Genomic DNA, 14,695 nt, shown 5'->3' with positions numbered 1-14,695 from the left:
GAAAGCCGCCACAAGGGCGGCGACGTCAGGGGGGCAAACGAAAGCCCTCCGATCAGAAACCGGAGGGCTTGAGGGCTACGCCTTCACGCGGCGACGCAATGGGCGCGTGGGCTGCGTCAACGCGCGCTCCACACTCCACCCCAGCTTGAAGATCCGCTGAAAGAGCGTGTGGTACTTGAGCCCGGTCTCACGCGCCCACTCGGCGATCGTCTTCGTCTCGCCGTTGATGGTCAGGACTTCGTTGTCGCGGCGGTTGTTCGCCTGCCCCACCCGGTCAAGCCAGCGACAGTTCTCGGGGCTGTACGGCCCGTCGTTGTCGATGCGGTCTAACTGATGGTCCGACGACGGGCGGGGCCCCATGTCCTCATAGAACGCCGCAAACGAGGAAGACCACCGCTCGCAGACCGCGATGCCGCGCCCGCCATACCTGGGATAGCCCTGGCTGTTGGGGTCCTCGCAGCGGGCGCGCATGCTGACCCAGATGGTGAACTCGGAGGGCTTCTCATTGCGCCTGGTCATGCCGTGGATGCGATTACGTTCGGCCGTCTTCTCGCTCCTGAGGCAGCCGCAGCTTTTCGCACGTCCATTCCGAAGCGAATACTGAAGCATCGCTTTGACGTTGCCGCAATCGCAACGACACGTCCATCTCCTATTGGCATACGGGCCGGTGACCGTGAGACGGCCGAAGCGCTGACCTGTGAGATCGACGAGTTTCATGGGGAAATTCTATCAAGCGAATTGCCTCAAAGGCGGCTATGCAACCAAATCGATCACGGCTATTCCGGATGCCGACCAGGAAATTAGCAGGGTTCCGTTCGACGTGGAGTAGGGGCTGCCTAGGTCGATCAGGACCAGGCCGTTGTTGTTCGTCTGACTGTCGTCGTAGATGAGCACGCCCTCAGCGCCCGTGATGGTAGAGGACGTCCACTGGGCGTCGCTCGCGTCGAACACCATGTTGCCCGACGAGCCCGTCAGGGTTGTGCCGGTCAGCACCACGCCGCCAGCGGTGTAGCCCGTGCCGCTGACCTCGTTGGCGTTGAACGGCGCGGCTCCATAGCCGACGTTCGTGGTCAGGTTCGGGGTCGTGATCGAGTCCGTGTACAGCGCCGCCTTCAGGTCGGTGTCGCTGGTCCAGTCGATGTCCAGGGCGGTGTCGTCGAGCATGTCGACGAACGTGGCGACGAAAAGGCCGCTACCGGCGAGAGCCACGGTCAGACCTCCTTGTCCACGTAGGCGTCGCCGCCGACCGTCACGCCTTCGGTGCGGGCGCGGGAACGGCAATCCCTGAGCGCCTCCATGGCGGCCTGCTTGGCGGTTTTGGTCTCGTCCGTGGGGTTGTCGGCGTACGCCTGCTTGGCCGCCTTGAGGTCGTCCTTGAGGCGCTCTTCGTCGCGCAGCGCTGCGGCGCGAGCCTCAAGCTCCTCAGCCAGTTCGAGGCTCACGGGAGCCCTCCTTTATCGGGATCTTTGCTGCGACGGTCTGGGGGCTCGCTATGACGGACTGGCTGTCCATGCCGTGCTGCACCACCCGGTTGCCGAGCTGGTCGGTGGTGTCCTTCACGCGCCGGCCATCGCGTCCGACGTACTCGCGGACCTGGTCTCGGGTGGCGTGGGTCCAGCCCTGGGTGCGGGTGTGGATGTTCTTCGAGCGCAGCCACTCGCCGTAGGTGCCGTGCTTGTCCGGGTCGTAAGGCTCGCTCACGCTCACCCCCGGACATGACGAAAGGCCCGCGCGAGAGCGGGCCTTGAGGTGGGCGAGGCTACGGCTATTCGCCTCGCGTGTTCTCGTAGTGGGCGACGAGAGCCCGAAGGCGTTCCAGTTCCTCGTCTCGCGTCAGCGCTTGATTCAGCAGCTTCTCGGCGTCGCCTGCCTGTGGCGGGCGGGACACGAGCCTCGCGTAGGCGTACACGGCGTCGCTGCCATAGGTGGAGCACCGGTGGTGCCAGTCCATGACCTCGTAGACGGTGGTGCCGCACACGGTGATCCTGTCGCCGTCCACCACCAGCACTTCGGGATCCGGCGAGTCCAGCCAGTCACGGGGGAACGCCGCAAGGGGCGCGGCGTCGACGACGCGGGGCGGGCCGTACTCGTCAGACTCGATCGTCACGCCGTCGTGGTTGCAGAACTCCATGAGGGCACCTTAGGGCGAGGGGGTTGGGTGTCCGGGCGGTCGGCCGACGTGCAGACGAAACCGGCCGCCCGGAGGTCTAGGGGGTCAGGCTGGGATGACGAGTTGTGTCTTCGACACGTCAGCTATCGCCTGATCGACAACGCGGAGCGGGACGAACACGCAGGCGCTTTCCCATTCACGGGAGTCCTGCACGTCCGCCTTGAAGCGCTCCAGCCACGGGAGGTAGTTGTGGTGGAACGCCTGACGTAGCAGCGGCAGGGGGCGCACGTAGGCGAACTTGTGGTCGTCCGGGTGGAAGGTGAAGAGGATCAGGTCCACGTCCTTGGACTCGTCCAGTGTCCAGCCGACTTTCGCCTTGTGCTGGGGCATCGCGTACTTGCCGCCTGGCCTCACCGACCACGTTTCGAGTGCGACTTCTGGCCCTGACCGCCAGTAGCGGCAGCAACCGGAGTCGCGAGCCTTCGCATCGACCAGGAGGCGAGCCCCTCGCCGCAAGGTCACCACGTAATCGACGCCCATGCGGTCAGTGTCGGTGTCCGTCTTGGCGACGCTCACGCTCTGCGGGAACAGGACTTTTAGCGTGGCCTCGTCGGACTGCTGGCGGAGCGCCTTGCTGAAGGCGAGGCGCTCGGCGAAGTCGTAGACGGTCACGACAGGCGTTCCTCGCCTGCCTGCCAGTACTTCTCTTCGAGTTCGCTGCCCCACCAGCGGCGACCGGAGTCTTTCGCTGCGACGGGGACGGAGGCGACCCCTCCGAACGGGTCGGCTACGAGTTGGCCCTCGGCGGTGGTGGCTTCGATCAGTTCCCGTAGCAGCGACACGGGCTTTTCGGTGGGATGCCGGGTCGAGTCGCACCGGGCGTGACTGAGCAGGTCCGGTGCCCTGCGGTACAGGAGCGGGGAGCCCTTGACCGCATGGAGGATGCGCTCATGGGACGGGGCGAACGTGGTTTCGGGGTCGCCCATGCCTCGGGTCTGCTTGTCCCAGATCAGCGACCCGCGCAGCGTGTAGCCCGCCTTGGCGACGATCTCGCGCATGCCGGGCTCGCCGGACCATGAGCAGAAGATCAGGACGTGTGCGTTGTCGGCCAGCTTGGGCGCGAACGCTTCGAGCGCGGCGAGCACTTCGGCCTCGGCGTCTTCGGCGGAGCCGTCCGACGCGATCGTGTCGTGCTTGCGCGGCTGCCTGCGGTCTATGCGCCTGTCCGACTGGAAACCCTGCCCGTACGGCGGATCCGTGAGCAGCAGACCCACCGATCCGTCGTCGAGGGTGTCCAGGTGCTCCCGCCAGTTGCCGTGATGCCAGCCCTCGACGACGAACTGGGAGGCGATGAGCTTCTGCAGGTACTCGGCAACCGCGCGGGGCTGCCACGAGCGGTGCTCGGGACCGGCAGATCCGGCGATGAGCCACTCGCGGAAGCGGGCGTGCTGAAGCTCGGGATCGACCGCGTGGGAGTCGATCCACTCCGCCGTCTGGTCGGCGGCAGCGACGAGGCGGGCGACGGTCCTCGGGGAGAACTCGCGGGTGGCGAGGTAGCGCTCGATGACCTTCCCGAGCGGGAGCCATTCGGCCCACTGGTCGGGGATGACGAACTCGGCGAGACGCTTCACCGAGTCGGCGGTGTCCGCGACAGTCCAGCCGTTCGCCACGAGTTCGCTAACGAGCGTCGGCCAGCACTCGCGGGGGGACTTGGAGATCTCGTAGAGGTGCTTCGCCTTGTCTCCAAGATCGATAACACTAAACTTGAGTTTAGTGTTATCGATCTTGGAGAGGACTTCGGCGGCGTTGCGGAGTTGGCCAAGGTAGGCACCCGTCATGCCGACCCGCTCGGCGTATGCCTTCAGCGAATGCTCGGCGCTGCTCCAACGCTTCGCCATCCGCGCGTGCATGCCGATCTCCAGCGGCGTCAGTTCACCCTGGGCGTTGGACAGCACAAGCTGCATGAACGCTTCGTCGTCGTCCATGTCCTTGACCCACGCGGGCACCTCGGCGAGCCCTGCCCGCTTCGCCGCCTCGGCGCGGTGGTGGCCGCTGATGATCTGGTACTCGCCGCTGTGCGGCCGGACGAGGATCGCGTGCTCGGGGCCGAACCCGCTCGCCTTCATCTCTGCCACGAGACGTTCGATCACGTCTTCGCGGAGTTGCAGGCGCGGGTTGTCCGGGTGGTTGACGAGCTTCCCGACCGGAAGGGACTGGACGTGCTTGTCTTCGGGCATGCCGAAGCAGCCTTTCTCTTGGGGAGATGGGACAGCCCGGCCTGACCCGTCCCCCCCATCTCCCCAGACGCGGAAACGCGCCAGGCCGGGACTAGGGTCGCGGTGGCCGTCTGGGTGCCGACCGCGAGATCAGGGGACATGCGAAAGCCGCCGACCAGGCGGTCAGCGGCTCGGTTGCTGCCATCCCGGCAGCAGGGCAATCCGCGTTACGCGGAAGTCTTGATCAGCGGTGGGCGGCGTCTAGCGCCTTCACCTCAGCGCGAGCCTCGTCCCGCTCTCGCACGAACCACAGCGCCAGATACCAGACCATGACGTCCACGACCGCATCGGCGACGTCCGCCAGATACGCCCGCGACAGGTACGATTCGCCAACTCCGGGAGCCGCAGCCTCCAGGACAAGGAACACGCACCCGGCCACGATCCAGAACTTGCAGAACTTCGCCGCGTAGCTCTGCGCCGGGAGAGCGAAGATCAGCCAGAAGCCGTGCAGGACGGTGACCCACTTCGGTCTCGTCTCGCCGCCCATCAGCCCTGCTCCTCTTCCGGCAGCAGCGCCTTGTCGATGAGAGCCCTCACCGACTGCCAGCCACGCAGGTACGCCCGCCCTAGCTCGCCTTCCTGCTCGCTGGCGTGAGGCTCTCGCGGGATGTAGATGATGCGGGTGACGATCGCGCGCAAGCGGGCGATCTCCAAGCGTTGGGCGTCGATCTGCTCGTCTCGCGGGTCCGGGGAGGTGGGGCGTAGCGCGGCGAGCGCCTCCCCGACCCTGGCGTACATGGCCTGCACGTCCCTGCGTAGCGCCTCGTAGGCGTCGTCGCTGACCATCAGCCCTGCCCCTTGGCTTCGGCGCAGTCCGGGCACAGATCGGACGCAAGGCGCTTGCCCTTGCCGCTCTTGCCGCCGGGCCTCGCTGAGATGTGACGCCAGCCTGCCATCCCAGCGGAAATGCGGGCAGCGAGGGCGGAGTCATCAGTCTGGACGTGGTACTCCATCCCGCACACTCCGTCGCAGGCGACGAAGAAGCGGGTCTCAGTTCTGATCGACACGGGATCTCCAAGGGGGTTGCAGGGGGTTGAATGTGCGCGCCTCACGCTGCAACCCCCCAGCTTCAGCGCGAGGCGCGCACGATTTTGAGGTCCGGCTGGCAACCTCGCCAGCCACCAGCCGGACCAGGGTGGGGCTCGACGCGGCGACAGGGGACGCCTGCGGAGCCGAGGCGCACCCCCACACGGGGGCACAGGGGTGCGCCGCTCTTGGGATGTCTAGCGGTGTCTAGGCCGCGGTTCGCCGGCGCATCGCGTCACGAGCCTCAGGAGTCGGCGGCACAGACTCGCCGACATGGAGGTGGCGGGCGATGGTCGCGAGGTCGAGCCAGTCGTAGTACGACGTCTTCCCGACCTTCCGCAGATGGCGAGCGCGGTAGCGGGATGCCCACGTCCGAACGGTTCGCGGCAGCCGGTCAAGGCGTTCGGCCGCCTCGTCGATCGTGATGGGCTCATACCGCACGCCGGAACACCTCCCGGACACGCGAAAGCCCCCGACGCAGACGCGTTCGAGGGCTGGAAGTACCACGATCACCTCATTTGATACACGCTGGTCAGCGGTTTGTCCACTCAGACACTCCGGAAGTCGTCACCGTCGCGGCGATCGATCCCCAGCCACTCCCCCACGGTGAGCCCGTACGCCTCTTCGGGCACCCACAGCGGCAGGACATGCGGCACCACGTCCACGCCTCCCTCTCTCGGGTACACGTGGACAGGAGCGGGAGGGACAGTGGCGCACATGACCCTCCCAGTCTCCCCCACGATCACGCCCTGCGGGCCGTCCAGTCGTCCCCTACGGCGGGCTGCAACGTCCGCCGCCGGTACGACTTGACCGGCTCGGCCCGGTCAGCGAGCAGAGCCCTGTAGGCGTCCATGTCGTAGCCGCTGCGGCACTGGCGGCACTCCGCCCCCGACATCTGCCCGTCGTCGTCCAGCGCCTCATACAGCTCCGGGAAGCCGCAGTCGCAGTACACCCCGGACAAGTGACGGGCAGGCTGGCGGTTATCGGTCAGCAGACGGCGACAGCGGTGCGCCAGGTCGAGCAGTTCCAGGCCGGCACCCGCGCCGTCGAGTTCTTCGAGGGTGTCGCCGCGGGCCATCATGTCGGCCGGCAACGCCAACAGGGCGTCGAGGTGGGCGGCGAGGATCGTCCACGCCTGCGTGAGGACCGCCCCGTCGCGGCGGTAGCGGCTCTTGTGGGTGTCGAGCGGGGCGAGGCGGGCCACGTCCCTCACCCGCTCCTCCCACGAGACGAGCACGGCCAGGACGAGCCGCAGGAGCTCGTCGGCACCGAGGTGGATGGGGACGGGCGCGGTCTTGGAGACGGCGACGACGGGGCCGCCCATGGCGGTGGCGAACGACTTGTCGAGGCGCTGGTGGACGCGCACCCACAGTTCGGGAAGGTCGTGGAGGGCCTTGGCGACGGCTTGGCGGTCTACGGGGCAGAACGGCTGGTAGGTGAGAGCCGGGCGGCGGACCGTCTTGCCGCTCTCGGTGGCGAGGCGAGGGTCAGAGCACCTTTCGGCGCGGGCGCACTCCCGCTGGCCTTCGTCGATGCTGCCGCTGGTCGGATCGGAATGTACCCAATACCTGGACATGTCGGCCTCCCCCGAGGACTACGCTGGTCGGGAGACCTGAGGCTGGTGGTGGCGGAGGGTTTGCGGTGGCAGGGACGGTCTCCCGGTGGTGCGGGAGGCCGCTCTCGCATTCAAGACCGATCTATCTCTATCGTCGCAGGTCGCATTCTAGCCACCTGCGCTTTCACCAGCGGCCCCACTGATCATGCGCGACCGCTTCCGGGTTCGGGTGGTTGTGCCCATCGCGGGCGTGTGTCACCTGAGCGTCTCGGCACTCGTCTGGCGTATCCCACGCTTGCGCCCACTGGCAGTAGTTGTCCTCTTCGAGGATGGGGCAGCGGATCGGGATCGCGTCGGCCGGCGCTTCGTAGGCGGCGAACCTGCCCCGGTAGTGGTCACCGGCAGCCATGATGCGGCCCGTGAGCGGCTCGGGCTCTCGCTTAGCAATCTGGGTCATGGCCCGTCCGGGGTCTCGTAGGGCTCGCCAAGGTCGAGCATGATCAGGGGGTAGTCGTCCGGTCCCGCTGGACGGTAGGTGCCGGTCTCCCCATCCACCACGCACACGCCCGGATCTTCGAGGACGAGCAGGGCGTCTGTCGAGCCATCATCGAGCGTGTAAATGCGGATCGGCGCTACGAAGGGCATGACGCGGTCCTCTCGGGAGTCCACCCGTACGCCTTGGCGAGATCGGCGACCACCCGGCGCGCGAGGTTGGAGGCGCGCCACATCAGTTCGTGGTGCTCGCCGCCGAAGTACTTCGCACACTCCTCCAAGATCGCCATGGCCGCTTTGCAGTCGGCGATGATCTGCTGCGGGTCGTTGAACACGATGTGGTCCACGGTGTTGCGGAGCTGGTTGCCGCTCAACGCGAATCCGTCAGCGACCCGCTCGCCGTCCACGGCCAGCACCTCGTCATGCTCAGCGTTGGCGGACCAGGGCCACGGCGAGGCGGACTCGGCGAGCGCCTTTCTGGTCTCGATCTGCTGCCGTAGCCAGGACAGCATGTCCATGGTCACTGGCCCTCCTTCGGGAGCTTCCACAGTTCGAACTGGACTTCCTCGCCATGCTCTCGCCGCATCCGGTCGAGCCATTCGAGCTGGGGCGGGTCCAGGGTCACGCCGGCTTGCCGCGCCTGTTCGAGAAGCTCGTCTACGGGGTCGGTCACGTCTCCTCCAGGGGGTCAGGAGTCCACTGTCCGGGCGGCTGCACCTCTCCGCGCAGCCAGAACAGGGCAGGGTCGGTGGTGATCCGCTCAGCGAGCACAGGCGGCATATCCCCCGGCCGGATCGCGGCGTGCAGTGCGCCGGCTATCTCGCGGGCCTGGTCGACCCAGGAGACGGCCGGGGCGTCGTCAGCGTCCGGGTGGCGCGGACACGAGCATCGCGCCGAACAGTGCTTGCACGTGGCCCGACATGCGCCGTGCAGGGCAGGGTCGTCGTCCGCCTGCTCATGGTGGCAGGCGGACGACAGGTAGGCGTGGGTCATGGGCTCTCCCACTTGTGGCTGTAGTCCTCGTGGTCGGCCCATCTGGACGCGAGAGCGCACGCGATCAGGTACGCCTTGCCCCACTGCTCGAACCCGTCGCGCTCGGGGCTGAACACCTGCACGCCCGTGTCCAGGTCGGGCTGGATGATGTCGAGCACCCTGCGCTTCGAAGCGACGTCGGCGAGGGTGGCGCGGGCTTCGGCGTCTTCCTCGTCCCAGAGCGTCGAGGAGAGGCCGCTTCGTGCCTCCTGGTTCTCGGCCAGCAGCTCGCGAGCGACCGTCTCGGCCTCGTCCAGGCGCATCCTGACGAACGCTTCGGGGCGGTACTGGAGTTGCGCGCGGGCATCGGTCACGGCTGCCTCCAGTGGGGCTGGTAGTCGGGGTGGTCGAAGAAGCGCGCGGCGCGGTCTTCGAGCACGGTCAGGTAGGCGCTCGCGCGGGCGTGAGCGGCGGCCAGATCCTCTCCTGCGACCCCAAGTTCGCCCGGCTCGGCTCCGGCCTTCCGGGCGTCCTGGAGCGCCTTCAGGGCTTCCTCGTGGCTCTTTACGGCTGCCTTGTAGCGGGCGATCAGCTTCCGGTCGGTCTCGATGTCGCGGAGCACGCTCGCGGGATCGTTTGCGGCGATGTGCTCAACCGTGCCGCGATCGAAGCCGAGGGGCTTGCCGTCGTCGTCGTAGGAGCCCGCTCCCAGCACGTGGGCTATCCCGTTAGTCGAACAGAGCATCCAGCCGCCGAGGTGGTCTTCCGCGTCGTCGCGCACCTTGATGGCCCGCCAGGTCGTAGCCCTGCCGGGCATTGTCTCGATCGATTCGAGCGCCCACCGCTCGGCCTCGGCAAGTCTCCCCTCGCAGAACGCCACCAGTTCATTCATCATCAGGGGTCTCCAGTAGGTCAGTCTGTCCTTCACAGTCCCGCCACATCTCCACCCCGGTCACCCGTACGGGCCTGCGCGGGACGATGCCGAGACGCTTCCGGCAGTCCGGGCCTATCCCGTAGGCGAGAGAGACGGGATCTTCCAGCTTGTGACGGCAGCAGCGGCAGCGGCCCGTCGTGGGCGTCTCCCCTGCGGAGGGGTCGGGGGCGGGGTCGGCGAGGATGAGCAGGTTCACGACCGCTCCCGGCGCGCATCCAGGAGTGCTTCGAGCCTCTTCAGGTCGCGGTTGTAGGTGCGGAGGGAGCAGAAGCCCCACGCCAGCACCGGGAAGCCGACCAGCACCCACAGGGCGATCATGAACAAGTCGAGGTAGGTCACCCACGTCATCGGCGGTTCCTCCACACGCGCTCCTCGTACCCGCACATGTAGGTGACCCTGGCGGGGCCGATCGGCTCACCCTCGTGAAGCGACTGATAGAGGCTCTCCGGCATGCAGCGCCCACAGCGCGGGCACGCACCCTCGGGCCACACCGCCGTCTCGCCGGTGATCGGGCTCCAATAGCTCTCCCCATCAGCAGGAACGACGTGGACGGGGCGCGGGTCGAGGATGGGCCACCCGCGCGAGAGGAGATGCGCCAGCGCGACGTCATCCGGCATCCGGTCTTCCGGTGTCGGGTCCGGCTCGTCTGGCGCCCACCTCATCGCGTCCGGTGAGAGCGAGTCGTTCAGGCAGGCGTCGATCGCTTCCAGCACACCGTCAGGGTTCGACATGGGGGACCTCCTCTGGTCCAGTGTGGCGCGGTCGCGCCGGCTCGTGTCCCGTGTGGACGTCTAGGGCGGCGCGGAGGTCGTCGCTCATACGACCATCCCCCGAACCGCCACGCACGCCCGCTCCGTGGGAGGCAGAGCGCACGTGGGCATGGTCGGAACCCAGACGGACACCCGATGGCAGCCGGGGCAGGGGCGCTGACGGTGGGTGCGGGACATTGCCTCAGCCCACTCGTGCCACGCCAGGTAGCCGGATGGGGCGGCGGTGTGGAGGTCCGCGCGAGGGCAGGGGGCGGGAGCGTCAGCCACGGCCCGCCTCCTGGGCGTTGAGGGCGTCTCTCAGCGCGTCTTGGGCTAAGCACTTCTCCTGGATCGTCGCGGGGCCAGTGAGGATCTTCACGGCCCACCTGGGGACCGGCAGCATGCCGGAAGGGACGGAAGGGCTCCACGGCAGCGCCAGCCCGTCTTCTGCCCTTCTGGGGACCACGTGAATGTGCAGGTGGAACACGGTTTGGGTGGCCTCACGCCCTACAGAGGTGATCACGTTGCAGGGGCCGACCCCAGCGGCGTACTCGGCGGCGACCTCCATCGTCATCGCCGACACTTCCGGGTCCTCCGTCACGTCCCGTACGTGGGTGGCGGGGATCACCAGCGTGTGGCCTTCGGTCACCGGGTTGAGCGGCTTGATGGCGATGGCGGTAGACCAGGAGCGGACGATCGTCGCGGGCGCTTCCCCTGCGAGGATGTCGCAGAACACGCAAGAGGTCAGATCAGTCATGGTCGTCCTCCTCGGCCTCGTCTCGCCCATAGAGGATGTCCAGCAAAGTCGCGCGACGCTCCGCGACCACCAGAGCGAGGCGGTCCCGTAGAGCTTCGAGCCGCCTGACGTTCGCCATCCGGCGGCGGCGATGCGTCCGGAGCGCTGCCCGGAGATCGCTAGTCACGGTCGGCATGGTCGGTCCTCTCGGGTAGGGCGGCGAGCATCTCTTGAGCCACAGCATGGGGGCAGCGCTCCCCTGGCTCTAGCGACGCAAATTCGTGAGCCCGGCAGATTCCGCGAAAGTCGAACCAGCAGGGATCGGCGTCGGTGAGGTCGTCAAGGAGTTGGGCAGGCAGGACGACCATGCCTGCGCCGGCCAGCGTGTCCAGGACGATCTGGGCGGCGTACGCGGCCTCTCCTCCGGACGGGGGGATGGGGTCTCCGGCCTTGAGTGCGGCGGTGGCGCGCTCCTGGGGGTGGATGCGGAGGTGCTCCCGGAGGGCGGTCTCGATCAGCTCAGCGGGGGTCACGGGCTTCTCCGATCTCGCGGGCGATCACGGCTGCGTTCGTGAGGGCTCCGGAACGGGTGAGCAGCGTCTCTGAGATGCCGCGCACCTCGGAGAAGGCGAGCGCTTCGTCCCGGACCTTGGCGGCCTTCTCTTCCAGCGCGGCGGCGATCTCCTCGGCTACCTTGCGGCGTTCGTCGGCGCGGATCTCCTCCTCGGATGGGCCACGACAGGACCTCATGTCGTCCTGCCAGGAGGCGAACTCCTCGGGGGTCATGGGCTCAGACATCGAGGTCTCCCTTGATGGCGTCGATGAGGTCGGCGGCGTCCTTCGTCGGCTCACAGCCGGACGGGACCAGAGTGAGGCGGACGAGGCGGATCGCCCGGCGACGCTCTTGGATCAATGCCTGTGCGGCGATGAACGGTGCAGCGGCTTCGGCCACCACGCGGGCCATCTCCTCGTGAGGGACACCTGACATGTACGCGCACCCGTAGGCGGCATCGGCAGCCTGTAGAGCCTCAGGAGGAAGGTCGGGCATCGGCCTTCTCCTTGATCGGGGCGAGGCGGTAGCGGAACAGCAGCACGGCAGAGCCCCGAACGTCGGACGCAGCCTTGTCTCCGCACGGATCACAGACGAGAGACGTGTGCCGTCCGATGGCAGGCCAGTCCGCGACGATGACCTGAGCGGCGGGCTGGTTGCGGCACCACTGGCAGGTGAGGGGGTGCTCCTGGTCAGGCATCGGGGTCTCCGTTCGCGAGGCTCAGCAGTAGAGCGGCGTGGCAACGGTCCGGCTCCCCCTCGGCGGGAAGCGGGCAGAAGCACGCCAGGTCCTTACCGGCCAGCTCGCCGAGGTTGAGTATCAGGTGAGGTTGCTCGATCACCGCACCCTCGGGGAGGCGGTAGCCCTTCGTGCGGCGCCTCTGGATGCGCTTCGGGGTGTCAGCCACAGCTCAGCCCTCCTCGGCTTGTGAGGCGATCAGGTTCGCGAGAGCGTCGTCCGTCACCACTGCCGCGTCCGCTGCAAGCCGGTAGCCGTTCATGGTGGGCCGCATCCGGCTCAGGCGGATGTGCGTCACCTGGCCGACCCTGCTGCGGGCGTTCGGGAACGGCAGCGCCTCAGAGCCCGCGAGCCGGCACCGTTCGTTGGCGTCCAGCTCGCGCCGGACGGTTTCAGAGTCGGTGAGGGTCTTGACGACGGCGCAGTCATCGCGGATGGCGACCACTTCGACGGAGCGGCCCTGCTCGCGGATGCTGTTGCAGGCCCACACTTGGCCTACCTTGACGGGCGGCGCTTCGATCTTCGGCATCGGTCAGTCCTTCTCGGGCCAGTAGGCGATGCGGTACTCGGTGAGCGTCTCGACCAGGACGGCGCGCATCCGCTCGGAGAGGTCGCGGGTCGGGTTGTTCTGCCATGTCCGGACGGCGGTGCGCAGCAGCCAGTCGGGGACTTCCACGTCGCCCATGGGTCAGTCCTCCTCGGGGGCGTCGGCCACCAGCCGGTAGCCGGTGGACGTGGGGCGGAAGCGGTCGAGCCGGATCCGGGTCCGGCGCGCGGCGACCCGGTTCCTGCTGTCGGGCAGTCCCCGGATGTCCACGCCCACGACGGTGGCGTGGGTGTCGTCCACCTCGATCACGCGGACGCGACGGCCTTCGCTGCGCTTGTCGTTGTCCATCCACACCTGGCCGGGGCGGACGTTGGGGGTCTCGGGCATCGGTCAGTCCTCCTCGGGGGCGTCGGCGCGGTTCTGTCGCTGCCGTTCCGCGCATCGGTGCGGCGGGAGTGATTCCAGAGTGCGGGGGCGAACCCGCGTCCCGCAGTCGCCGCACAGGACGCTCCCGGTGGCGGCGAAGTCGGCGGCGGGGTCGTAGTCGTCGGGAGGGCGGGCCATCGGGCTTCTCCTTGTCGTTGAGGTCTTGCGGTTCGGGGGTTTGGTCCGGCCCGGTGAGAACCGGGCCGGGAAGGGAAGGTCAGCGGTTCAGCAGGGCGAGAAGCTTGTCCACCTCGTCGAACGAAAGCACCAGCGAGGCGGGCTGCTCGGGGTCGTTCCAGTGGGCGGTCGCACCGTGGCTTTTCAGGGCCGATACCAGAGCGGTCGCGCGCTTCTGGGCGGCGCGCCTACGGCGGTCCATCTCATCGCGGGCGGCTTTATCGCGCGCTCGCTCCTCCTCCTCTGCGGCCATGATGTCGGCGTACAGGCCGTGGACGTGGCCAAGGTTGAACACCACGACAAACTCCAGGCCGCGCTCGTAGTCCGTGCTCGACTCGGCGAGGAGGAAGTCGTCCAGCGTCACGCCGTCGAAGACATCCGCGCCTGCGGCGTCCTCACCGATGCGCCGCGTTGCCGTGGACACGGCGGCGTACCCGGTCGCGGGCATACTCCAGGAACCCTTGCTGGGCTTGCCAGCGTTCGGTACGGGCTTGAACCGGGTCGCGTCCCGGTCCGCCGCGCTGGTGTAGAGGTGTTCGGAGTCGAGCGGGGCGAGGAAGACGATCGGCTTGAACTCCTGGTACTGGCTGCGGCGGTAGGCGTAGACCGTGCCGGGCTTGATGTCCTTGGCCTTCATCTCGGGTGTTCTCCGTTCGGGGGTCGGCGGGGGTCAGGCGGGTCGGACCGTGGCGGCGATGACCCGAAGGCCCTCGAAGAACGCGGCCACGAACTGGCGGGGCGTGCGGGGGATCAGGTGGCTCATCGTGTGCTCCGTTCGGGAGGTCGGGGTGGGTCAGCGCCAGCCGAACCGGTCGGCCAACTCCCGCTCGCGCTGCCGCTGGTGCCGCGCCGACTCGATCAACCGCTCCGCACGCTCGGCGGAAGTCACACGGCCACGCTGGGCGTCGGACAGGGACGCAGCCCAGTCGGCGAAGTCCTCGCCGGGCAGGGGCACGACAGGCTCGGGGTGCTGGGTGTCGGAGGTGTTCGGCATCGTGTGCTCCGTTCACAGGGGGTCGGGTTGTTGCTCGCGCCCGTCCCGGGTCTCGAACCCGGGTGACTGCCGGTCGGGCTGGGGAGAGGGGTGGCCCCGGCGTGGTGGGCCGGGGCCGGGAGGGTCAGGTGTCGTCGTCGGGCATGTACGGCAGACCGGCGGTCAGGAGGACGTTCTGGGCAGCCTTGAACGCGCCAAAGAAGGCGGCGGGCTCCGAATCCATGTCGCACGCCCGCAGGTGGTCCGCCAGTGCGGCAGGGTCGGTGCGCCACTCGTTGCGGAGCCTGATGGACGGGTCGGAGACGAGTTGACGGGCAACCTCATCTCTGGGCGTGCCGTCAAGCCAGGCGACGGCGCGGGCGATCAACGCGAGGCGCGCTCTACGTACGGGGATGTTCATCGGTGACTCCTG

Annotated in this window: 35 protein-coding genes; all 35 read right to left on the bottom strand. The window is 67.9% G+C overall.

Translation table 11 applies throughout. The features are described from left to right. Positions 1-75 precede the first annotated feature (75 nt). Entirely contained in the window at positions 76-717 is a 642-nt protein-coding gene (locus tag ACQEUU_RS37315) for a hypothetical protein (RefSeq protein ID WP_433075420.1), read from the bottom strand. Positions 718-753: 36 nt separating this feature from the next. Continuing rightward, positions 754-1,209 carry a hypothetical protein gene (locus ACQEUU_RS37310; RefSeq protein WP_433075417.1) on the bottom strand — a complete coding sequence of 152 codons (456 nt, stop codon included), beginning with the start codon at positions 1,207-1,209 and terminating at the stop codon, positions 754-756. Between the two features lie 2 nt (positions 1,210-1,211). Next, positions 1,212-1,442, bottom strand: coding sequence for a hypothetical protein (locus tag ACQEUU_RS37305; protein ID WP_433075414.1), 231 nt, complete (start codon positions 1,440-1,442; stop codon positions 1,212-1,214). Next, positions 1,423-1,701 (bottom strand): hypothetical protein, encoded by a 279-nt coding sequence (locus ACQEUU_RS37300; RefSeq protein ID WP_433075411.1) that lies wholly within the window; start codon positions 1,699-1,701, stop codon positions 1,423-1,425. Before ACQEUU_RS37300 ends, ACQEUU_RS37305 begins: the two co-directional genes overlap by 20 nt. A 64-nt stretch (positions 1,702-1,765) precedes the next feature. Next, entirely contained in the window at positions 1,766-2,131 is a 366-nt protein-coding gene (locus ACQEUU_RS37295) for a hypothetical protein (protein WP_433075408.1), read from the bottom strand. An 84-nt stretch (positions 2,132-2,215) separates the two neighbouring features. Beyond that, the gene (locus tag ACQEUU_RS37290; RefSeq protein WP_433075405.1) at positions 2,216-2,782 is read right to left on the bottom strand and encodes a hypothetical protein; all 567 of its coding nucleotides are present in this window, start codon (positions 2,780-2,782) and stop codon (positions 2,216-2,218) included. Continuing rightward, positions 2,779-4,347: a DNA methyltransferase gene (locus ACQEUU_RS37285; protein WP_433075402.1), complete on the bottom strand. Its 1,569-nt coding sequence runs from the start codon at positions 4,345-4,347 to the stop codon at positions 2,779-2,781. Before ACQEUU_RS37285 ends, ACQEUU_RS37290 begins: the two co-directional genes overlap by 4 nt. Before the next feature lie 223 nt (positions 4,348-4,570). Then, the gene (locus tag ACQEUU_RS37280; RefSeq protein WP_433075399.1) at positions 4,571-4,873 is read right to left on the bottom strand and encodes a hypothetical protein; all 303 of its coding nucleotides are present in this window, start codon (positions 4,871-4,873) and stop codon (positions 4,571-4,573) included. Continuing rightward, the gene (locus ACQEUU_RS37275; protein ID WP_433075396.1) at positions 4,873-5,172 is read right to left on the bottom strand and encodes a hypothetical protein; all 300 of its coding nucleotides are present in this window, start codon (positions 5,170-5,172) and stop codon (positions 4,873-4,875) included. The genes ACQEUU_RS37280 and ACQEUU_RS37275 overlap by 1 nt, the downstream gene beginning before the upstream one ends. Next, positions 5,172-5,393 carry a hypothetical protein gene (locus ACQEUU_RS37270; protein ID WP_433075393.1) on the bottom strand — a complete coding sequence of 74 codons (222 nt, stop codon included), beginning with the start codon at positions 5,391-5,393 and terminating at the stop codon, positions 5,172-5,174. The genes ACQEUU_RS37275 and ACQEUU_RS37270 overlap by 1 nt, the downstream gene beginning before the upstream one ends. Positions 5,394-5,619: 226 nt before the next feature. Next, positions 5,620-5,853, bottom strand: coding sequence for a hypothetical protein (locus ACQEUU_RS37265; RefSeq protein ID WP_433075390.1), 234 nt, complete (start codon positions 5,851-5,853; stop codon positions 5,620-5,622). 301 nt (positions 5,854-6,154) lie between these two features. Then, on the bottom strand, positions 6,155-6,988 hold the full coding sequence (locus ACQEUU_RS37260) for a hypothetical protein (RefSeq protein ID WP_433075387.1): 834 nt from the start codon (positions 6,986-6,988) through the stop codon (positions 6,155-6,157). A 163-nt stretch (positions 6,989-7,151) separates the two neighbouring features. Beyond that, the gene (locus tag ACQEUU_RS37255) at positions 7,152-7,424 is read right to left on the bottom strand and encodes a hypothetical protein (RefSeq protein WP_433075385.1); all 273 of its coding nucleotides are present in this window, start codon (positions 7,422-7,424) and stop codon (positions 7,152-7,154) included. After that, positions 7,421-7,612, bottom strand: a complete 192-nt coding sequence (locus ACQEUU_RS37250; protein ID WP_433075382.1) for a hypothetical protein — start codon at positions 7,610-7,612, stop codon at positions 7,421-7,423. The genes ACQEUU_RS37255 and ACQEUU_RS37250 overlap by 4 nt, the downstream gene beginning before the upstream one ends. Further along, entirely contained in the window at positions 7,600-7,977 is a 378-nt protein-coding gene (locus ACQEUU_RS37245; RefSeq protein WP_433075467.1) for a DUF6221 family protein, read from the bottom strand. Before ACQEUU_RS37245 ends, ACQEUU_RS37250 begins: the two co-directional genes overlap by 13 nt. 2 nt (positions 7,978-7,979) lie before the next feature. Beyond that, a complete protein-coding gene (locus tag ACQEUU_RS37240; protein ID WP_433075379.1) occupies positions 7,980-8,132 on the bottom strand; it encodes a hypothetical protein in 153 nt (50 codons plus the stop codon). After that, positions 8,129-8,452: a hypothetical protein gene (locus ACQEUU_RS37235; RefSeq protein WP_433075376.1), complete on the bottom strand. Its 324-nt coding sequence runs from the start codon at positions 8,450-8,452 to the stop codon at positions 8,129-8,131. The genes ACQEUU_RS37240 and ACQEUU_RS37235 overlap by 4 nt, the downstream gene beginning before the upstream one ends. Then, positions 8,449-8,805: a DUF6221 family protein gene (locus tag ACQEUU_RS37230; protein ID WP_433075373.1), complete on the bottom strand. Its 357-nt coding sequence runs from the start codon at positions 8,803-8,805 to the stop codon at positions 8,449-8,451. The genes ACQEUU_RS37235 and ACQEUU_RS37230 overlap by 4 nt, the downstream gene beginning before the upstream one ends. Further along, on the bottom strand, positions 8,802-9,359 hold the full coding sequence (locus tag ACQEUU_RS37225) for a DUF6221 family protein (RefSeq protein ID WP_433075370.1): 558 nt from the start codon (positions 9,357-9,359) through the stop codon (positions 8,802-8,804). The genes ACQEUU_RS37230 and ACQEUU_RS37225 overlap by 4 nt, the downstream gene beginning before the upstream one ends. Continuing rightward, on the bottom strand, positions 9,316-9,561 hold the full coding sequence (locus ACQEUU_RS37220; RefSeq protein ID WP_433075367.1) for a DUF6011 domain-containing protein: 246 nt from the start codon (positions 9,559-9,561) through the stop codon (positions 9,316-9,318). The genes ACQEUU_RS37225 and ACQEUU_RS37220 overlap by 44 nt, the downstream gene beginning before the upstream one ends. Further along, complete coding sequence (locus tag ACQEUU_RS37215; protein ID WP_433075364.1) at positions 9,558-9,713, bottom strand: hypothetical protein; 156 nt, start codon at positions 9,711-9,713, stop codon at positions 9,558-9,560. The genes ACQEUU_RS37220 and ACQEUU_RS37215 overlap by 4 nt, the downstream gene beginning before the upstream one ends. After that, positions 9,710-10,078, bottom strand: a complete 369-nt coding sequence (locus ACQEUU_RS37210) for a hypothetical protein (protein WP_433075361.1) — start codon at positions 10,076-10,078, stop codon at positions 9,710-9,712. Before ACQEUU_RS37210 ends, ACQEUU_RS37215 begins: the two co-directional genes overlap by 4 nt. Before the next feature lie 316 nt (positions 10,079-10,394). Further along, positions 10,395-10,871 (bottom strand): HIT family protein, encoded by a 477-nt coding sequence (locus tag ACQEUU_RS37205; protein WP_433075358.1) that lies wholly within the window; start codon positions 10,869-10,871, stop codon positions 10,395-10,397. 158 nt (positions 10,872-11,029) lie between these two features. Beyond that, positions 11,030-11,383 (bottom strand): hypothetical protein, encoded by a 354-nt coding sequence (locus tag ACQEUU_RS37200; protein WP_433075355.1) that lies wholly within the window; start codon positions 11,381-11,383, stop codon positions 11,030-11,032. Beyond that, positions 11,370-11,648 carry a hypothetical protein gene (locus ACQEUU_RS37195; protein ID WP_433075352.1) on the bottom strand — a complete coding sequence of 93 codons (279 nt, stop codon included), beginning with the start codon at positions 11,646-11,648 and terminating at the stop codon, positions 11,370-11,372. Before ACQEUU_RS37195 ends, ACQEUU_RS37200 begins: the two co-directional genes overlap by 14 nt. Further along, positions 11,641-11,898 carry a hypothetical protein gene (locus ACQEUU_RS37190; protein ID WP_433075349.1) on the bottom strand — a complete coding sequence of 86 codons (258 nt, stop codon included), beginning with the start codon at positions 11,896-11,898 and terminating at the stop codon, positions 11,641-11,643. Before ACQEUU_RS37190 ends, ACQEUU_RS37195 begins: the two co-directional genes overlap by 8 nt. Continuing rightward, positions 11,879-12,100: a hypothetical protein gene (locus ACQEUU_RS37185; protein WP_433075346.1), complete on the bottom strand. Its 222-nt coding sequence runs from the start codon at positions 12,098-12,100 to the stop codon at positions 11,879-11,881. The genes ACQEUU_RS37190 and ACQEUU_RS37185 overlap by 20 nt, the downstream gene beginning before the upstream one ends. Further along, the gene (locus ACQEUU_RS37180) at positions 12,093-12,308 is read right to left on the bottom strand and encodes a DUF4326 domain-containing protein (RefSeq protein WP_433075343.1); all 216 of its coding nucleotides are present in this window, start codon (positions 12,306-12,308) and stop codon (positions 12,093-12,095) included. The genes ACQEUU_RS37185 and ACQEUU_RS37180 overlap by 8 nt, the downstream gene beginning before the upstream one ends. 3 nt (positions 12,309-12,311) lie before the next feature. Continuing rightward, positions 12,312-12,668, bottom strand: a complete 357-nt coding sequence (locus ACQEUU_RS37175; protein ID WP_433075340.1) for a hypothetical protein — start codon at positions 12,666-12,668, stop codon at positions 12,312-12,314. A 3-nt stretch (positions 12,669-12,671) separates the two neighbouring features. Then, the gene (locus tag ACQEUU_RS37170; protein WP_433075337.1) at positions 12,672-12,824 is read right to left on the bottom strand and encodes a hypothetical protein; all 153 of its coding nucleotides are present in this window, start codon (positions 12,822-12,824) and stop codon (positions 12,672-12,674) included. A gap of 3 nt (positions 12,825-12,827) precedes the next feature. Then, a complete protein-coding gene (locus tag ACQEUU_RS37165) occupies positions 12,828-13,073 on the bottom strand; it encodes a DUF6354 family protein (protein ID WP_433075334.1) in 246 nt (81 codons plus the stop codon). Positions 13,074-13,076: 3 nt separating this feature from the next. After that, entirely contained in the window at positions 13,077-13,250 is a 174-nt protein-coding gene (locus ACQEUU_RS37160) for a hypothetical protein (RefSeq protein WP_433075331.1), read from the bottom strand. A gap of 79 nt (positions 13,251-13,329) precedes the next feature. Beyond that, a complete protein-coding gene (locus tag ACQEUU_RS37155; RefSeq protein ID WP_433075328.1) occupies positions 13,330-13,926 on the bottom strand; it encodes a hypothetical protein in 597 nt (198 codons plus the stop codon). Positions 13,927-14,082: 156 nt separating this feature from the next. Beyond that, positions 14,083-14,283 (bottom strand): hypothetical protein, encoded by a 201-nt coding sequence (locus ACQEUU_RS37150; protein ID WP_433075325.1) that lies wholly within the window; start codon positions 14,281-14,283, stop codon positions 14,083-14,085. 124 nt (positions 14,284-14,407) lie between these two features. Then, the gene (locus ACQEUU_RS37145) at positions 14,408-14,683 is read right to left on the bottom strand and encodes a hypothetical protein (protein WP_433075323.1); all 276 of its coding nucleotides are present in this window, start codon (positions 14,681-14,683) and stop codon (positions 14,408-14,410) included. Positions 14,684-14,695: the final 12 nt, after the last annotated feature.

The sequence above is a fragment of the Nonomuraea sp. CA-218870 genome, assembly GCF_050936535.1.
Classification (GTDB): domain Bacteria; phylum Actinomycetota; class Actinomycetes; order Streptosporangiales; family Streptosporangiaceae; genus Nonomuraea; species Nonomuraea corallina.
The sequence above is the reverse complement of the archived record's forward strand: the minus strand, read 5'-3'. Positions and strand labels throughout refer to the sequence as shown.

Coding starts and splice junctions, on each gene's coding strand:
- ACQEUU_RS37315 (WP_433075420.1), bottom strand. CDS start 717: ATGAAACTCGTCGATCTCACAGGTCAGCGCTTCGGCCGTCTCACGGTC.
- ACQEUU_RS37295 (WP_433075408.1), bottom strand. CDS start 2,131: ATGGAGTTCTGCAACCACGACGGCGTGACGATCGAGTCTGACGAGTAC.
- ACQEUU_RS37285 (WP_433075402.1), bottom strand. CDS start 4,347: ATGCCCGAAGACAAGCACGTCCAGTCCCTTCCGGTCGGGAAGCTCGTC.
- ACQEUU_RS37280 (WP_433075399.1), bottom strand. CDS start 4,873: ATGGGCGGCGAGACGAGACCGAAGTGGGTCACCGTCCTGCACGGCTTC.
- ACQEUU_RS37275 (WP_433075396.1), bottom strand. CDS start 5,172: ATGGTCAGCGACGACGCCTACGAGGCGCTACGCAGGGACGTGCAGGCC.
- ACQEUU_RS37260 (WP_433075387.1), bottom strand. CDS start 6,988: ATGTCCAGGTATTGGGTACATTCCGATCCGACCAGCGGCAGCATCGAC.
- ACQEUU_RS37255 (WP_433075385.1), bottom strand. CDS start 7,424: ATGACCCAGATTGCTAAGCGAGAGCCCGAGCCGCTCACGGGCCGCATC.
- ACQEUU_RS37250 (WP_433075382.1), bottom strand. CDS start 7,612: ATGCCCTTCGTAGCGCCGATCCGCATTTACACGCTCGATGATGGCTCG.
- ACQEUU_RS37245 (WP_433075467.1), bottom strand. CDS start 7,977: ATGGACATGCTGTCCTGGCTACGGCAGCAGATCGAGACCAGAAAGGCG.
- ACQEUU_RS37235 (WP_433075376.1), bottom strand. CDS start 8,452: ATGACCCACGCCTACCTGTCGTCCGCCTGCCACCATGAGCAGGCGGAC.
- ACQEUU_RS37215 (WP_433075364.1), bottom strand. CDS start 9,713: ATGACGTGGGTGACCTACCTCGACTTGTTCATGATCGCCCTGTGGGTG.
- ACQEUU_RS37205 (WP_433075358.1), bottom strand. CDS start 10,871: ATGACTGATCTGACCTCTTGCGTGTTCTGCGACATCCTCGCAGGGGAA.
- ACQEUU_RS37195 (WP_433075352.1), bottom strand. CDS start 11,648: ATGTCTGAGCCCATGACCCCCGAGGAGTTCGCCTCCTGGCAGGACGAC.
- ACQEUU_RS37190 (WP_433075349.1), bottom strand. CDS start 11,898: ATGCCCGACCTTCCTCCTGAGGCTCTACAGGCTGCCGATGCCGCCTAC.
- ACQEUU_RS37185 (WP_433075346.1), bottom strand. CDS start 12,100: ATGCCTGACCAGGAGCACCCCCTCACCTGCCAGTGGTGCCGCAACCAG.
- ACQEUU_RS37175 (WP_433075340.1), bottom strand. CDS start 12,668: ATGCCGAAGATCGAAGCGCCGCCCGTCAAGGTAGGCCAAGTGTGGGCC.
- ACQEUU_RS37170 (WP_433075337.1), bottom strand. CDS start 12,824: ATGGGCGACGTGGAAGTCCCCGACTGGCTGCTGCGCACCGCCGTCCGG.
- ACQEUU_RS37165 (WP_433075334.1), bottom strand. CDS start 13,073: ATGCCCGAGACCCCCAACGTCCGCCCCGGCCAGGTGTGGATGGACAAC.
- ACQEUU_RS37160 (WP_433075331.1), bottom strand. CDS start 13,250: ATGGCCCGCCCTCCCGACGACTACGACCCCGCCGCCGACTTCGCCGCC.
- ACQEUU_RS37155 (WP_433075328.1), bottom strand. CDS start 13,926: ATGAAGGCCAAGGACATCAAGCCCGGCACGGTCTACGCCTACCGCCGC.
- ACQEUU_RS37150 (WP_433075325.1), bottom strand. CDS start 14,283: ATGCCGAACACCTCCGACACCCAGCACCCCGAGCCTGTCGTGCCCCTG.
- ACQEUU_RS37145 (WP_433075323.1), bottom strand. CDS start 14,683: ATGAACATCCCCGTACGTAGAGCGCGCCTCGCGTTGATCGCCCGCGCC.